The sequence below is a fragment of the Roseospira goensis genome (assembly GCF_014197795.1).
Lineage (GTDB): Bacteria > Pseudomonadota > Alphaproteobacteria > Rhodospirillales > Rhodospirillaceae > Rhodospira > Rhodospira goensis.
The window spans coordinates 72,515-86,000 of sequence record NZ_JACIGI010000012.1 but is presented as its reverse complement, the minus strand read 5'-3'; the positions used below and the strand labels follow the sequence as shown (position 1 = coordinate 86,000).

General features: G+C 70.6%; 13 protein-coding genes and 1 tRNA gene. 3 read left to right on the top strand and 11 right to left on the bottom strand.

Annotated elements, in window-relative coordinates:
* Nucleotides 1–16 precede the first annotated feature (16 nt).
* On the bottom strand, nucleotides 17–1,378 hold the full coding sequence (locus tag GGD88_RS09020) for an NAD(P)H-dependent oxidoreductase (RefSeq protein ID WP_184434422.1): 1,362 nt from the start codon (nucleotides 1,376–1,378) through the stop codon (nucleotides 17–19).
* Between the two features lie 294 nt (nucleotides 1,379–1,672).
* Between GGD88_RS09020 and GGD88_RS09015 the strand changes: the two genes are divergently transcribed.
* Nucleotides 1,673–2,494, top strand: a complete 822-nt coding sequence (locus GGD88_RS09015) for a universal stress protein (RefSeq protein ID WP_184434419.1) — start codon at nucleotides 1,673–1,675, stop codon at nucleotides 2,492–2,494.
* A gap of 175 nt (nucleotides 2,495–2,669) precedes the next feature.
* Here the strand turns inward: GGD88_RS09015 and GGD88_RS09010 are convergent, their stop codons facing one another.
* The 8 genes from GGD88_RS09010 to cmk all read right to left on the bottom strand — a co-directional run bounded on the left by GGD88_RS09010 (nucleotide 2,670) and on the right by cmk (nucleotide 10,724).
* Nucleotides 2,670–3,734 (bottom strand): OmpA family protein, encoded by a 1,065-nt coding sequence (locus GGD88_RS09010; RefSeq protein WP_184434416.1) that lies wholly within the window; start codon nucleotides 3,732–3,734, stop codon nucleotides 2,670–2,672.
* Between the two features lie 519 nt (nucleotides 3,735–4,253).
* Complete coding sequence (gene phnN / locus GGD88_RS09005) at nucleotides 4,254–4,871, bottom strand: phosphonate metabolism protein/1,5-bisphosphokinase (PRPP-forming) PhnN (protein ID WP_184434413.1); 618 nt, start codon at nucleotides 4,869–4,871, stop codon at nucleotides 4,254–4,256.
* 7 nt (nucleotides 4,872–4,878) lie between these two features.
* Nucleotides 4,879–5,010 carry a hypothetical protein gene (locus GGD88_RS19145; protein ID WP_281392887.1) on the bottom strand — a complete coding sequence of 44 codons (132 nt, stop codon included), beginning with the start codon at nucleotides 5,008–5,010 and terminating at the stop codon, nucleotides 4,879–4,881.
* A 154-nt stretch (nucleotides 5,011–5,164) separates the two neighbouring features.
* Nucleotides 5,165–6,148 carry an L-threonylcarbamoyladenylate synthase gene (locus GGD88_RS09000; RefSeq protein ID WP_184434410.1) on the bottom strand — a complete coding sequence of 328 codons (984 nt, stop codon included), beginning with the start codon at nucleotides 6,146–6,148 and terminating at the stop codon, nucleotides 5,165–5,167.
* Nucleotides 6,149–6,374: 226 nt separating this feature from the next.
* The gene (locus tag GGD88_RS19295; RefSeq protein ID WP_184434407.1) at nucleotides 6,375–6,698 is read right to left on the bottom strand and encodes a lipopolysaccharide assembly protein LapA domain-containing protein; all 324 of its coding nucleotides are present in this window, start codon (nucleotides 6,696–6,698) and stop codon (nucleotides 6,375–6,377) included.
* Nucleotides 6,699–6,910: 212 nt separating this feature from the next.
* Nucleotides 6,911–7,204: an integration host factor subunit beta gene (ihfB, locus tag GGD88_RS08990; RefSeq protein ID WP_184434404.1), complete on the bottom strand. Its 294-nt coding sequence runs from the start codon at nucleotides 7,202–7,204 to the stop codon at nucleotides 6,911–6,913.
* A gap of 274 nt (nucleotides 7,205–7,478) precedes the next feature.
* Entirely contained in the window at nucleotides 7,479–9,206 is a 1,728-nt protein-coding gene (gene rpsA / locus GGD88_RS08985; RefSeq protein WP_184434401.1) for a 30S ribosomal protein S1, read from the bottom strand.
* An 84-nt stretch (nucleotides 9,207–9,290) separates the two neighbouring features.
* The gene (gene cmk / locus GGD88_RS19385) at nucleotides 9,291–10,724 is read right to left on the bottom strand and encodes a (d)CMP kinase (RefSeq protein ID WP_425502582.1); all 1,434 of its coding nucleotides are present in this window, start codon (nucleotides 10,722–10,724) and stop codon (nucleotides 9,291–9,293) included.
* A 232-nt stretch (nucleotides 10,725–10,956) separates the two neighbouring features.
* Between cmk and GGD88_RS08975 the strand changes: the two genes are divergently transcribed.
* Nucleotides 10,957–11,328 carry a TIGR02300 family protein gene (locus GGD88_RS08975; RefSeq protein WP_184434399.1) on the top strand — a complete coding sequence of 124 codons (372 nt, stop codon included), beginning with the start codon at nucleotides 10,957–10,959 and terminating at the stop codon, nucleotides 11,326–11,328.
* A gap of 225 nt (nucleotides 11,329–11,553) precedes the next feature.
* Nucleotides 11,554–11,629, top strand: a tRNA-Ala gene (locus GGD88_RS08970).
* Here GGD88_RS08970 and GGD88_RS19380 read toward each other — a convergent pair.
* Together GGD88_RS19380 and GGD88_RS08960 are read right to left on the bottom strand one after the other, a co-directional pair.
* Nucleotides 11,580–13,148, bottom strand: coding sequence for a recombinase family protein (locus GGD88_RS19380; protein WP_184434505.1), 1,569 nt, complete (start codon nucleotides 13,146–13,148; stop codon nucleotides 11,580–11,582). The genes GGD88_RS08970 and GGD88_RS19380 overlap by 50 nt on opposite strands.
* Nucleotides 13,135–13,419, bottom strand: coding sequence for a hypothetical protein (locus GGD88_RS08960; protein WP_184434396.1), 285 nt, complete (start codon nucleotides 13,417–13,419; stop codon nucleotides 13,135–13,137). The genes GGD88_RS19380 and GGD88_RS08960 overlap by 14 nt, the downstream gene beginning before the upstream one ends.
* Nucleotides 13,420–13,486 lie beyond the last annotated feature (67 nt).

The window sequence follows — 13,486 nt, the reverse complement described above, 5'->3', positions numbered from 1 at the left end:
CCGGCGGGGCCGCCGGTCAGGCGACCGGGGCCGGCGCCGCCGGCCCGGTCCCGGTGGCCGCGTCGCCCCCGGCGCGGTGATCGCTCTCCAGCGCCCGGCGCAGCGCGACCGCCTCGTCGGCGGGGTCGATGGCCACATCGGCCCAGCGCACCACGGCGCCGGCCGCCACCGACCGCGTCAGGCGGACGCCGTGCGCCAGCCCGATCGGCAGCGCGCCGACGGCCAGGGACGCCGCGGCGGTGGTCAGGCGGCCCCAAACGGTGTAGCCGCCCTCCCCGTCCAGCGTCTCGCCGGCCGTCAGGTCGCGCTTGGCCACCGCCACCACGTCGGCCCTGAAGCCGCGCGGGGACCCCGTCGGCTCGCCGCGCAGCGCCGCCGACATCACCGACACGTTGAGTTCCAATCCGATCAGGTGGAACGGCTTGTACATGGCGGCGAAGCGGCCGCTGGTGTCGGTCACGAGGCCGTACTGGCGGAAACAGGCGGCGGCGTAGTTGGTCGGCGCCTCGATGGTGACGTAGACGCCCCAACGCAGATCGCGGAACACGGGGCGGCCGTCGCGCTCCAGCGAGGACACCACCTCCACCATGCCGCGCTCGTCGAGTTGACCGCCCAGCGCCCGCGGCCGCAGCGCATGGGGCAGGTCATCGACCCCGCTCGGCGGGAAGCGCAGGCCGCCTTCGGGCGCCGCCAGGCCGGTCGCGTTGGCGACCGCCGCCATCTCGATGGCCGACTTGGTGCCGTCGAGGAAGGAGTTGAACATGCGGGCGTTCATGCCGCCCGCCCGCGCCTGCTCGGCGGTCAGGCCGTAGTGGTCCCACACCGTATCCGGCGTCGAGGCGTGATAGGCCGGCAGGTACTTGGTGCCCTTGCCGGCCGCCGTGACCGCGAAGCCGCAGGCGCGCGCCCAGTCCACCAACTCGCAGATCAGCGCCGGCTGGTCGCCGTAGGCCATGGAATGCACCACACCGGCCGCGGCCGCCTCGCGCGCCAGGGCGGGGCCGGCCAGGGCATCGGCCTCGACGTTGACCATGACCACATGCTTGCCCGCCCGATAGGCCGCGCGGGCGTGGCGGATGCCGGCGGCGGGATCACCGGTCGCCTCCACCACCACGTCCACGTCATCGGCCGCGATCGCCGCCAGGGCATCATCGCCGATGCGGGTGGCCGCGATCCGCTCCGCGCGCCATCCCACCCCCTCCAGGGTGCCGCGAACCCGGTCGGGGTCCAGATCGGCGATCACCGGCACCGTGATGCCGAGGCTGCCGGGGACCTGGGCCAGGAACATGGCCCCGAACTTGCCCGCGCCGATGAGCGCCACGCGAACCGGGCCGGCGCCGTCCGCCAGCCGTCGTTCCATCAAACCGGTCAGCGCCATGCCCCGCCGTCCTCCCTCGTCCCTGGTGGTGTTGCTTGACGTCAGCCTTGGTTCGCAATGGCCCCGGTTGACGTCGTTGCTGTGGCGGCCGTCGTGTTCGCGGCCGATGCGCAGGCAAGTCTCGGTCAAACCCCCGATCGTGACAAGACGAGGCAAGCAACCGGGGCCGTTCGCCCTTACCGCACCGCCCACCGCCGTGCTATAAGCGGGGCCGGTCGGGGGCGACCCTCGGGCCAACACAACACCATGAACAGGGACGGCCGGACCCCGGCCAGCAGACACGGAGGAAACCTGATGACGCCACGCACCATCCTGGTTCACGTGGACGACACCGACGGTTGGCGGATCCGCCTGGACATCGCCCGCTCGATGCTGGGCGACGACGTGGCCTCGGGGCACGTCCTGGGCGTCTATGGCGTGGTCGACCACACCGAACGGCACCCGTACAGTCGTCAGGTCTCCAGCGATTTCCTGGCCAAGGTCGATGCCGCCGAAGCCCCGTTCCGGGCCGCCTGCGCGGAACGCGGCCTGTCCTGTAGCTGGCACGGCATCCACGGCGCCGATGGCAACCTGATCGCCGTGCAGACGGCGGCCAACCTTCAGACCGTCGACGTGGGCGTGGTCTCCCAGCCGCGCAGCGAGGACATGGGCCACACCCTGACCAACGACGTCATCGAACAGGTGGCGGTCAGTGCCGGGCGGCCGCTGATCGTGTTCCCGTACATCACCAAGTCGTTCACGATGCCCAAGCGGGCTGTGATCGCGCTGAACGAGGATGGGGCCAGCGCGCGCGCGCTGGCGGACACCCTGCCCTTCCTGGCCGAGTGCGAACTGGTCACGCTGCTGGCGGTGAGCCGCGACCCGGTGGCCCAGGACTGGCGCTGGCAGGCCCACAAGGCGGCCCTCGGCCGCCACGGCATCCGCGCCGAGGTCGAACACGAGGCACCGACCGACATCCCGGTTTCGGAGCTGATCCTGTCGCGCTGCGCCGACCTGGCCGCCGACCTGCTGTCGATGGGCGCCCACGGCGCCTATGACGTGCCGCGCCTGCTGCGCGGCGGGGTCACCAAGTCGATGTTGCCTGGCCTGACCCTTCCGCTGCTGCTGGCGCGCTGATCCGGCGCGGCCGTTTCGGCATCCGCCCTGACACGCGAACCGCCACCCCGGGCCGACCGGGGTGGCGGTTCTGCGTTCGGGCACCGGACCGGTGCCGGGTCGGGGTGGTCTCGGGCCGACGCGCGGGTGGCGCGCGGCCCGAGGCGCGATACCCTCCGGACGGACTACAGACGGCCTACAGAAGGATGATCTCGACGCGCCGGTTCTGGGCCTCGCGCATCCCGTCGCCGGTCGGGATCAGCGGTTCGTCCTCGCCGCGCGCAAACACGGCGATCTCGGAGCGCGGAATGCCCTGGGCCACCAGGCGCTCCATCACGGCGTTGGCGCGTCGCTGCGACAGCACCATGTTGTACTGCCGCGAGCCGGCGCGGTCGGTGTGCCCGGTCACCTCGATGCGCGTGCGCCCGACCTGGAGCGCGTTGCTGGCCGCGGTATCGACGATGCTGGTCGCCTCCGGGGTCAGGTTGGCGCTGTCGAAGTCGAAGAACACGAGATAGCTGGTCGGCACCGACGGCGCCGGGGCCGGCGCGGGGGCAACCTGCGGGGGCGGCGTCGCGGCCGCCGGCATGGTCTGCGGGCGCGACGGCTTGCCGAAGGCATAGCGCACACCGATGACCAGAGAATGGTTCAGATAGTCGTCGCCGGGGCCGCCGCCGCGGCCGTCGGAGATCTCGTGGTCCAGGTCGACGGCATGGAAGAAGCGATAGTCCGCCGTCACCGCGACGTTCTCGGTGATGTCATAGGCGGCGCCAAGAATGGCCTGATAGGCGAAGCCCACGTCCGTGTCATCCATCCGCACGCCGGCGGCGTTGTTCTCGGCGTCGATGCTGACGATCGCGGCGCCGAGGCCGGCGCCCACGTAGGGCGTCAGGCTGGTGCCGGTGTCGAAGTCGTAGATGGCGTTCAGCATGGTATGCCAGGCGCTCAGGTCACCATCCAGCCCGACGCCGCCCCACTCGTCGACACCGTTCTGGCGGTACCCGCCCTCGATCTCGGCCCGCAGGCCGTTGCCGAAGGCGTAGCCGAAGTTGACCAGACCGACGAACCCCAGATCGGTGTTGAGGTCGCGGCCCACGCCCTGGATGTCGAAATCGCCGCTGTCGTTCAGGTTCAGGCCGCCGCCGGCCCCCACGTAGAAGCCTTCCGGTACCTGTTCCGCCCGGGACGGCCCCGCCGCGACCATGGCCAGCACCGCGACCACGACGATGCCCAGGCCCAGCGTCCATGTGTTCGCCCGCATCTCTCTTCTCCCGATGCCCCTGTCGCCCCACCCGACGGGACGCCCGACGGTACGCCCGCCGGTCCGCCACGAGACGGAGCGCAGATGGTCTTGATCAGCCCCTGAATAGACGGAAACAACCGGCACCAGCGGGTCCGCCCTCAACGCTTGTCTCAGAATACTGAACGACCACGCTGATATCGCAAGAAAGATCTGACGACTGATCAGGCAGCCCCAGATATCGCGCCTCGCCAGTTCGAGCCCACGATATACGGAAGCACGCCAAAACGAAACGCCGGATTTGACGGGTCACAGCCCGGAGACCCTCCGGGATGCCCCCCGACCGAACCGCCGGGACCCCGCTGAATCGTTGAATATCAAATCACTAGAAAAGGTCCCGGGCCACGGACTCGCCGCCGCGCCAAGACCACACAAGGTCCTCGTGCAGAAGTCGCCGGACCATGCCCAGTCATACGATGAAGTGCGCCCGTCCAGGGTCGGGCGGTACCTGGATCGTTGTTCTCGAGAGTCGGCCAGGATTCACGCCTCGCCAACGGACAGCCGCCGTGACGAGTCGGCCACCGCCTCGATCAACGCCAGCAGCCGGGCGCCGCCGGCCTCGATGGACCCGCTGTTGTCGACCCGCGCCAGACCGGGGTGGTCGACGCGCAGGGCCGCGGTCCGCTCCAGACGGGCCGCGATCTCGGCCGCCGTCTCGCGCCCGCGCGCCTCCAGCCGGCGCCGCAGGATATCGGGCGCCACCGAGATCATGACCGGCCGGATGTCGGGGTAGCGCCCGCTCGCGCACGGCAGATGGGCCCGCGAGCCGTTCACCACGACCGTGAGGCCGGCCGCCCGCCACAGGTCGATCTCCACCCCGACGCCGTAGCGCAGTCCGTGGCTATCCCAGGCCAGCGCGAACAGACCGGCGTCCAGCCGGGTCTGGAACTCCGCCGGCCGAAGCGACACATGGTTCTCGCCCACCGCGTCGGCCCCCCGCGTGATGTAGCGATGCGCGAACGCCACCGGCAAGTCCGGTCGGGTGGCGCTCAGCCGGGCGCGCACCCAGGCGATCAGCGTGTCCTTGCCGGCCCCCGACGCCCCGATCACATAGACGAGACCACCACACGGCCTCCGGTCACCCAGACCGCCTTCCATCGCCACCCTACTCCGCCGCCGCGGCGGCATCGCCGCCCCGGCCGGCCTCCATCAGGCAGGCCAGCGCACGCGCCCGGACCGGGCTGTCGGCGAGCGTGGTCCGGTCGGCGTAGGTCGGCATGATCTCCACGGTGGTCACGACCCGTCCTCCTGTGTGCGGTCCTGCGCATCCATGCGGACGCGCCCTCGGCTGCGGCCGCCGCGCATGGTAACGAGCGCCCGCAGGGGTCCCCAACCCTCGGGGAGAGAATGTTTTGTTGCGGCCCGACGCGGGGCGGGGTGGACGGCCCCGCTCAGCGGGCCGGCCGGGGGGCCGCCGCCCGGGTCAGGCGATCGTTCAGCGCCGCGCCGAGCCCATGCCCGGGAATGGGCGCCACCGCGATCCCGTCATAGGGTGGTCGGTCCAGCGCCCGCAGCATGGCGAACAGGTTGCGGGCGGCCTCGTCCAGATCCCCCCCTGGGCTCAGGTCCAGCACGGCGCCCGACGTGCCGCCGAACCCCAGCAGCGCCTCCCCCGGCCGCACCTGCGTCACATTCAGACGCACCGGGCGCCGTGGGGCGTAATGGCTGGACAACAGGCCCGGCGACCGCGCCGGCCCCGCCGCGTCGCCGCTCCCCGCGCCCTCGCGGGCTGCCGCCTCAACCGGCGCCTTGAGCAGCGCCTCCAGGGTCTCGCGCGGCACCCCGCCGGGCCGCAGCAGCCGCGGCCGCCCGCCGCTCAGGTCGAGCACCGTCGACTCCACGCCCACCGGGCACGGCCCGCCGTCCAGGATCAGCGTCGGCCCGGACCCTCCGTCCGCCGCGAACTCCGCCGCCACGTGGTCGGCCGTGGTCGGACTCACCGCGCCGGACCGGTTCGCGCTCGGCGCCGCCACCGGCAGCCCGGCCGCCGTCAGCAGGGCCTGGGCCACCGGATGCGCCGGCGACCGCACCGCCACGGTCGGTCCGTCGGCCGAGACGCGCGCACACAACGGCGCGCCCGGGCGCCGCCGCAGCACCAGCGTCAGCGGCCCGGGCCACAGCACCGCGGCCAAGCGCGCGGCCGCCTCCGGCACCACGGCCAGCTCCGGCAGCGCCGCCGCATCGGCGACATGAACGATCAGGGGATTGGTGGCGGGCCGGCCCTTGGCGGTGTAGATCGCCGCGACCGCCGCATCGGACCGCGCGTCCGCGCCCAGACCGTAGACGGTCTCGGTGGGAAACGCCACCAACGCGCCCGCCCGCAGGGCAGCCGCGCCGTCGGCGATCGCCGCCGGCGTCGCCGGTATCACGGTCACGCTCCGTCCCTCCGCCTGTCCTGTCCGGGCGATCCCCGGGGCGGTTCCGGCTGCTCCGCCTGCCCATGCCGCCAGCCCCAGACGGGGTCCGGACGGTCGGGACCCCGGCCCGGTCGGGCCAGACTCCCGATCCGCCGGTCCGATCGAGACCACGGGGACACGCCGGGGCACCCTTGTGGAGTGCCGGCGGCGGGCGATGCGGTCCCGACCGTGTCCGGTGCGCGTGTCAGGCCTTGCCCGCCTCCTTCAGTTTGGCCTCGGCGCGCTCAGCCCGCACCGTGGCATTGGCGGCCTCGCGGCGCGCCGAGTTGGTTTCGCGGCGGTAGTGCCGCACCTGACCGCGCGCGCGACCGCCCGCCAGCCAGGTCAGGAACACACCGATGATGAATCCGGCCAGCAGGGCCCCTTCGACCGCCCAGTACAACGGCACCTGAAGCTCGTACTGGGTCGGCCACAGACCCAGAACCACCGGATCCTGATTGTCGATGGCGAAAAACACAGCGATGACGATGACCGGGACCCCGATCACCCAGGCGAAGAATTTGAACACGGGTCGCGTCCTGTTTCTTGAGTGTTGCCAGCCCCCGCGCGCGATCGGCTGGGTTGCCCCGGCCCTCGCGCCTCGGCGCCCCTCGTACGGTGACCGTGCCCTCCGGACACGGCCGCCCGCCCGGACACGCGACCGCACCCGCCCCGACCCGGATCCCTGGGACCCTGGTCGCGCACGCCATGCGGGCCGCATCCCTCAGGCCACTGTCCAGTTTACGAGACAGGCTGACCCTGGTTCAACAATTCCCGCAATTGTTTTCCGGTCTTGAAGTAGGGCGCCGCCTTGGCATCCACCTCCACGGTCTCCCCCGTGCGCGGATTGCGACCCATGCGCGACTCGCGGTATTTCACCGAGAAGGCCCCAAAACCGCGCAGTTCCACCCGGTCCCCCCGCGCCAGGGCATCCGCGATCTCCTCAAAGATCGTCGACACGATCCGTTCGACGTCGCGCTGATACAGATGCGGATTGAGTTCCGCGATGCGCGCGATCAGTTCGGACTTGGTCATCCTGCGAACCCCATGCGCCTTCGACCATCCCCCGGCCCGTCCGACTCGGGTCGGACCAGAGCCGGAAACCAACGGTCAACAGAGACCCTAAGCTGCCAAAGGGTTGCCGTCAGGTCAAGATAACGTCTTCCATGACAAGGATTTTTCGCACGGCCCGGACCCCGGCTGCGGCCTCGAAAACGCGCAACGGCGGCCCCACGAAGGGGCCGCCGCCTCGAGTCGGGGTCTGGCCCGCCGCCTCGCCCGCCCCACTGGGCGGGAGGCGTCGGGATCCCTACTCGTCGTCGCCCTTCTTCTCCTGCTGGGCCTGCTTCAGGGCCGCCCCCAGGATGTCGCCGAGCGAGGCGCCGGAGTCGGTCGAGCCGTAGTCGGCCATCGCCTGCTTCTCCTCGTCCATCTCGCGCGCCTTGATGGACAGGCCGAGACGACGGTTGGCCTTGTCGATGTTGGTGATCTTGGCGTCCACCTTCTCGCCGACCGCGAACCGCTCCGGCCGCTGGTCCGACCGGTCGCGCGCCAGATCGCCCTTGCGGATGAAGCCGATGGCGCCTTCCACCTCGACCTCGATGCCGTTGTCCTGCACCTGGGTCACCACACCGGTGACGGTCTGGCCCTTGCGCAGGTCGGCCGTGGCGGTGGCATAGGGGTCCTCGGCGAGCTGCTTGATGCCCAGGCTGATGCGCTCCTTGTCGACGTCGACGTCGAGCACCTTGGCCTGGACTGTGTCACCCTTGGCGTAGTCCTTGACCGCCTCGTCGCCGGAGCGGCTCCAGTCCAGATCGGACAGGTGCACCATGCCGTCGATCTCGCCGGGCAGCCCGATGAACAGGCCGAACTCGGTAATGTTCTTGATCTCGCCCTCGACGACGGAGCCGACCGGGAACTTCTCCAGGAAGTCGGACCACGGGTTGCCCATGGTCTGCTTCAGGCCCAGCGAGATCCGACGCTTGTCCGGATCCACGTCCAGGATCATGACGTTCACTTCCTGGCTGGTGGAGACGATCTTGCCCGGATGGATGTTCTTCTTGGTCCAGCTCATCTCGGAGACGTGCACCAGGCCCTCGACGCCCGGCTCCAGCTCCACGAAGGCGCCGTAATCGGTGATGTTGGTCACACGGCCGGTGAACACCGTGCCGACCGGGTACTTGGCGGCCACGCCCTCCCACGGGTCGGCCTCAAGCTGCTTCATGCCCAGGCTGATGCGCTGGGTGTCCGGATTGAAGCGGATCACCTGCACGCGCACGGTCTGGCCGATGGACAGCGCCTCGGTCGGGTGGTTGATGCGCTTCCAGGAAATATCGGTGACGTGCAGCAGGCCGTCGACGCCGCCCAGGTCGACGAAGGCGCCGTAGTCGGTGATGTTCTTGACCACACCGTCCAGGATCTCGCCTTCCTTCAGGCGCTCCAGCAGCTTGGCCCGCTCCTCGGCGCGCGTCTCCTCCAGCACCGAGCGGCGCGAGACGACGATGTTGCCGCGGGTGCGGTCCATCTTCAGGATCTGGAATTCGAACGGCTGGCCCATCAGCGGGGTGACGTCCCGCACCGGACGGATGTCCACCTGACTGCCCGGCAGGAAGGCCATGGCCCCCGACAGGTCGACCGTGAAGCCGCCCTTGACGCGGCCGAAGATCTGGCCCTTGACGCGCTCGCCGTTGTTGTAGGCCTTCTCCAGCTCGTTCCAGGCTTCCTCGCGCCGGGCTTTGTCGCGCGACAGGATGATGTTGCCGTCGCGGTCCTCGTAGCGCTCGACGTAGACGTCGATGGTATCGCCCGGGTGCAGTTCGGGGTCCTCGCCCGCCTTGGTGAACTCCTTGAGGGGAACCCGCCCTTCCGATTTCAGGCCGACGTCGACGACCACGTGGTCATTGCGCACGGCGATGACGGACCCCCTGATGACGGTGCCTTCGAGGGAGGCGTTTTCGCCGAGGGACTCGTTCAGCAGGGCTTCGAAGTTCTCCGCGAAGTCTTCCGCAGGAGGCGTTTGGGTGGCGGCGTCGGCCATGGGGGTGCTGTCCTTTCGGGTCGTTGACGATCATTTTCCGGCCGGCCGGTTGGATCCGGCGGTCTTTGCCAAGGCGTCTCTGTTTCAGGAATCGCCGGTGCTGCCCGTGTCGGTCGCGCCGGGTGCCCCCGGGGGGCCGGCGCGCCCGTCGGCCCGCGCGCAGGCGTGGTGCCACGCCCACACGCGCGCGCCCGTCAGAGCCAATGCGGCGCTCAGGGCGCCATCCCGGTCGAGATCGGATGTATCCAGAACCACGGCATCGGCCACAGGCACGAGCGGCGCGACGCTGCGGGAGCGATCCCGCGCGTCGCGCTCCTCCATGTCGCGGAGGATGCGCGACTCTATAACCTCTGTGCCGCGCTCCCGCAACTCCAGAAAGCGCCGCCGCGCCCGCGTCTCGACACGGGCGGTCACGAACAGCTTGACCGGCGCCTCGGGGCAGACCACCGAGCCGATGTCGCGTCCATCCAGCACGGCCCCGCGCGCCCCGTCCGGTGGCTGGGCGGCGAACGCTCGCTGGAACTCCAGCAGCGCCGCCCGCACCGCCGGGATGGCCGCGACGCGCGAGGCGGCATCGCCCGCCGCCTCGCCGCGCAGCGCGGGATCGTTCAGGTCGTCCGGGCTCAGCGCCCGCGCCGCCTGCTCTGTGGCCGCCGGGTCGTCGGGGCTGCCGCCCGCCCGCCGCACCGCCAGGCCCGTGGCCCGGTACAACAGGCCGGTATCGAGATAGGCCAGGCCCAGGCGCGCCGCCACCGCCCGCGCCAGGGTGCCCTTGCCGGCGGCGGCCGGGCCGTCGATCGCCACGGTCAGCGGCCCCGCGCCGTGGTCCAGCGCCGCCAGCCAGACCGGTGTGACCGGCCAGTCCGCGGGCAACGCGGCCGGCGCGGTCTCGGCCTCGCCGGTGACCACCAGATCGAGGACCGCCCCGGCCGGCTCCAGCCGGACCGGGACGCCGAAGGCCGCCAGCAGGTCGAACGCGACGCCCGCCAGCGCCGGCGGCAGGGCCACGCGGCTCTCGCCGGGCGCGGTCAGACCGACCGCCAGCGCCGCCATGGCGGCCGCCGGCGGCAGCGCCGCCGGGCCCCCACAGTCCGGGGCCAGCGGGCTCGCCGTGCCGCGCACCGTCAGCAGCGGCGCCGTCGTCGACCCACCCACCACGACCTGCGCGCCGGCCCGCTCCAGGGTCGCGACCAGGCCGTCCGGCAGTCGGTCCGCCCGCACCACGGCCGACACGGCATGCCCGGCCAGCAGCCCGCACAGCGGCCCCAGCGCGCCCGGCACCGCGCGCGCGTCCAGCGGCGTCTCCGGCGACCGCAGACCGCCGAGCCCGCGCCCTGTGACGGCGACGGTCCCGCCGCCCTCGGCCACCTGTGCGCCGAGTTCGGCCAGCAGCGGGCGCAGGACGCACGGCACCAGCGCGGCGGACAGCCGGCTCTCGCCCACCGTCGCCGCGCTCAGCACGGCCGCCAGGGCGCCCGCCGTGGCGGGATCGTCGATCAGGGAGGGCGGCAGGGTCATGGCAGAGGCTCGCGGCAGAAGGCGGACAACGCGGGCGCGCAGGCCCGACGAAACGGCGGCGATGTAGCACGCGTCGGCGCCGGGCGACAGGGGGGTGCCGCTCTGCCTTGCGTGAGGCGCCGGCAAGGGCGTTGACTTGCCCGGGCGATGATGGCAAACGCGCCTGTCTCGCGGGGCGGCCTGGGCCGCCCGCCGGGGACATACGGTGCGGTGCAAACCAAGGAGGACCACGGTGGCCAAGCCGGAATGGGGAACCAAGCGCACCTGCGGCTCCTGCGGAGCCCGCTTCTACGACATGCGGCGCCAGCCCGTGGTCTGCCCCAAGTGCGGCGCGGCCCACGAAGAGGACGCGCCGGCCCGGCCCCGCCGCGCCAAGGCGGCCGCCCCGGAGAAGAAGCCCAAGGCGGTGCCGGTGGTGGACGAGACCGCGGACTTCAACGAGGAACCCGCGATCGAGGGGGCCGAGTTGGAGGAGACGGAGATCGACGACAGCGCGGAGGACGAAGGCGGCGACATGATCGAGGACGCCTCGGATCTCGGCGAGGACGACGAGGACATGGCCGAGGTGATCGAGCACCTCGACAGCGATAACGAGGACGAATAGGCGCACCCGGGCCGGCCGGGCCGGGACACCGCGGGCACACCGAAGAGCGCCGCGGACGCCCCGGAAAAAAAGCGCGGGGAGGGTCGATTTTCCGCTTGCCCCGCCCGGCCGAAGCCCCTAAGTTCCCGGGCCTCGACAGGGCGCCCCCCAACGGGCGCCGCACCGACCCGCCGGACGACATGCCGGGACGCGCGGATCGTTGATCCTTATGTCGCAGAGTCTTTTGGGGCCGTAGCTCAGTTGGGAGAGCGCTACAATGGCATTGTAGAGGTCAGGGGTTCGATTCCCCTCGGCTCCACCAAACCCCACTCCGCGCCATTCGGACCGGCTAACGCTTTGAAGGGCAAGGTCAGAATCGCGGTTCGAAACCCGTCCGAACGGCTGTAGGGCAAGTGCCCGCCGAAGACCAGCCGGAGCACCATTCTCTTGTGCTCCAGGCGGTCGGAAAGCCAGAGTTTGCAAGGGTTTGCCAGGAACGCGCAGGCGGTTCGAAAGGTCTCCTCGAAACTCCGTTGCGGCGCGCCCCGTTTCCGGTCCTGCTCGACCAGCGCCAGCTTCTCCTCCTCCAGCGTTCGCAAGCGAGTCTCATAGGCGGTGATCAGCGCCGGGCTGTCCGTCTGCACGATCCGGTCCATGAGCTGCACGCTCTGCTGTTCAAGCCGGGCGATCTCGGCCTTGGCGTCCCTAGCCCGCTGGCGGGCTCCGGCCAGTCGTTCCTCCCACAGATCCCGCAACATGGCGTAGCAGGCCCCGAACAACGCGCCGCTGGGCCGCACGCTGTTCAGCAGGGTCTCGAACTCGGCGTGCACGCGCTCGCGGCGAATGGAGCGGCGACGCTCGGCGCATCCCCGCTGCTGGCATTCGTAGTACGGATATCGCGCATTGCGCCCCTTCGACCACGCGGCGGTCATGGGATGGCCACAGCAGGTGCAGGTAATGAAGCCCCGCAACGGGAAATCCCCGTTGGTGTCCATGCGGATGGGGGCCTGCACGTCGTCCCCGCGAAGGCGCTTCTGCGCCTTCCGCCACGTCTCGAAGGCGATGAGCGGCTGGTGCTTGCCGGGATGCAGGTGGATCCCCCACTTCTCCACGGTGATGTACCCGGCATTGAGCGGGCGGGCCAGCATGTCCAGAACGGTCTTGAGGGACACTTCGCCGTAGCCGTTCCGGGGGAAGGCCGGGAAGGTTTCCACGTAGCGCTTTACCTCCGAAGGCGTTTGGAAGCGGCCCGAGGCGAAGCCCTCGATGGCGTCGCGGACGATCCCGGCCACGGGTTCGTCGGGGACCAGCATGCTGCCGTGCCCGGCCACCTTGTTATAGCGAAAGCCCACGGGCGGCGAGAACACCCAGTACCCGGCCAACACGCGGGCGCGCATGCGGTTCTTCACCTGCTCGGCATTCTTCTGGCGCTGGTGCTGCGAGACCGAGGCCAGAAGGTGTTCGACCAGGACGCTATCCGGGTCCGTGCCGAACTCGATGGACGGGCTTTCCAGCTTGCCACCCGCGATTTGGATGGCGGTGCGAAGCTGGATGTGGGCGTGAATGTCGCGGGCCAGACGGCTGATGTCGTCGATGATGACGGCGTACTTGCCGTTCGCGCGGCGCTTCTTCAGGAAGGCCAACATCGCCTGCATGCCGGGGCGGTCGATCAAGCCGCCGGAGACGCCTTCGTCGCGGAAGACCTCGGCGACCGCGTAGCCCTTGCGGGCCGCGAACTCGCGGCATCGGCTCTCCTGTGAGGACAGACCATGCCCCTCGCGGACCTGGCGCGTGCTGGACACGCGGCAATAGATGAGGGCCTGTGTTTCACTCTCCGGCATGATCCGTGCCTTTCCGCCGCCGCGACGCTCCGGCGACCTGCCTGATTGGGTTCGACGTGGAAACCGGATCCGAGTCTACGTCATTTGCCGTGTCCGGTGGATCCCGCTGCATCAAGGCGGCCGGGATGAGCTGGGCCGGATGCAGGCCAAAGGCTTGATCGGCAAAGGCTTCCATGATGGTCCATAGGGTGTGGATAAGTTCCGCCTTCTGTGCTTCGGTCAGATCGAAGCCGTCCACGTAGGGACGGTATTTTTCGAGCTCCGGGCGCATGGCGGACACAAAGCTCCTTTCCGCCGCACCAAGGGGCGCGGCTGCAAAATTGGTTCGACACTGTCGA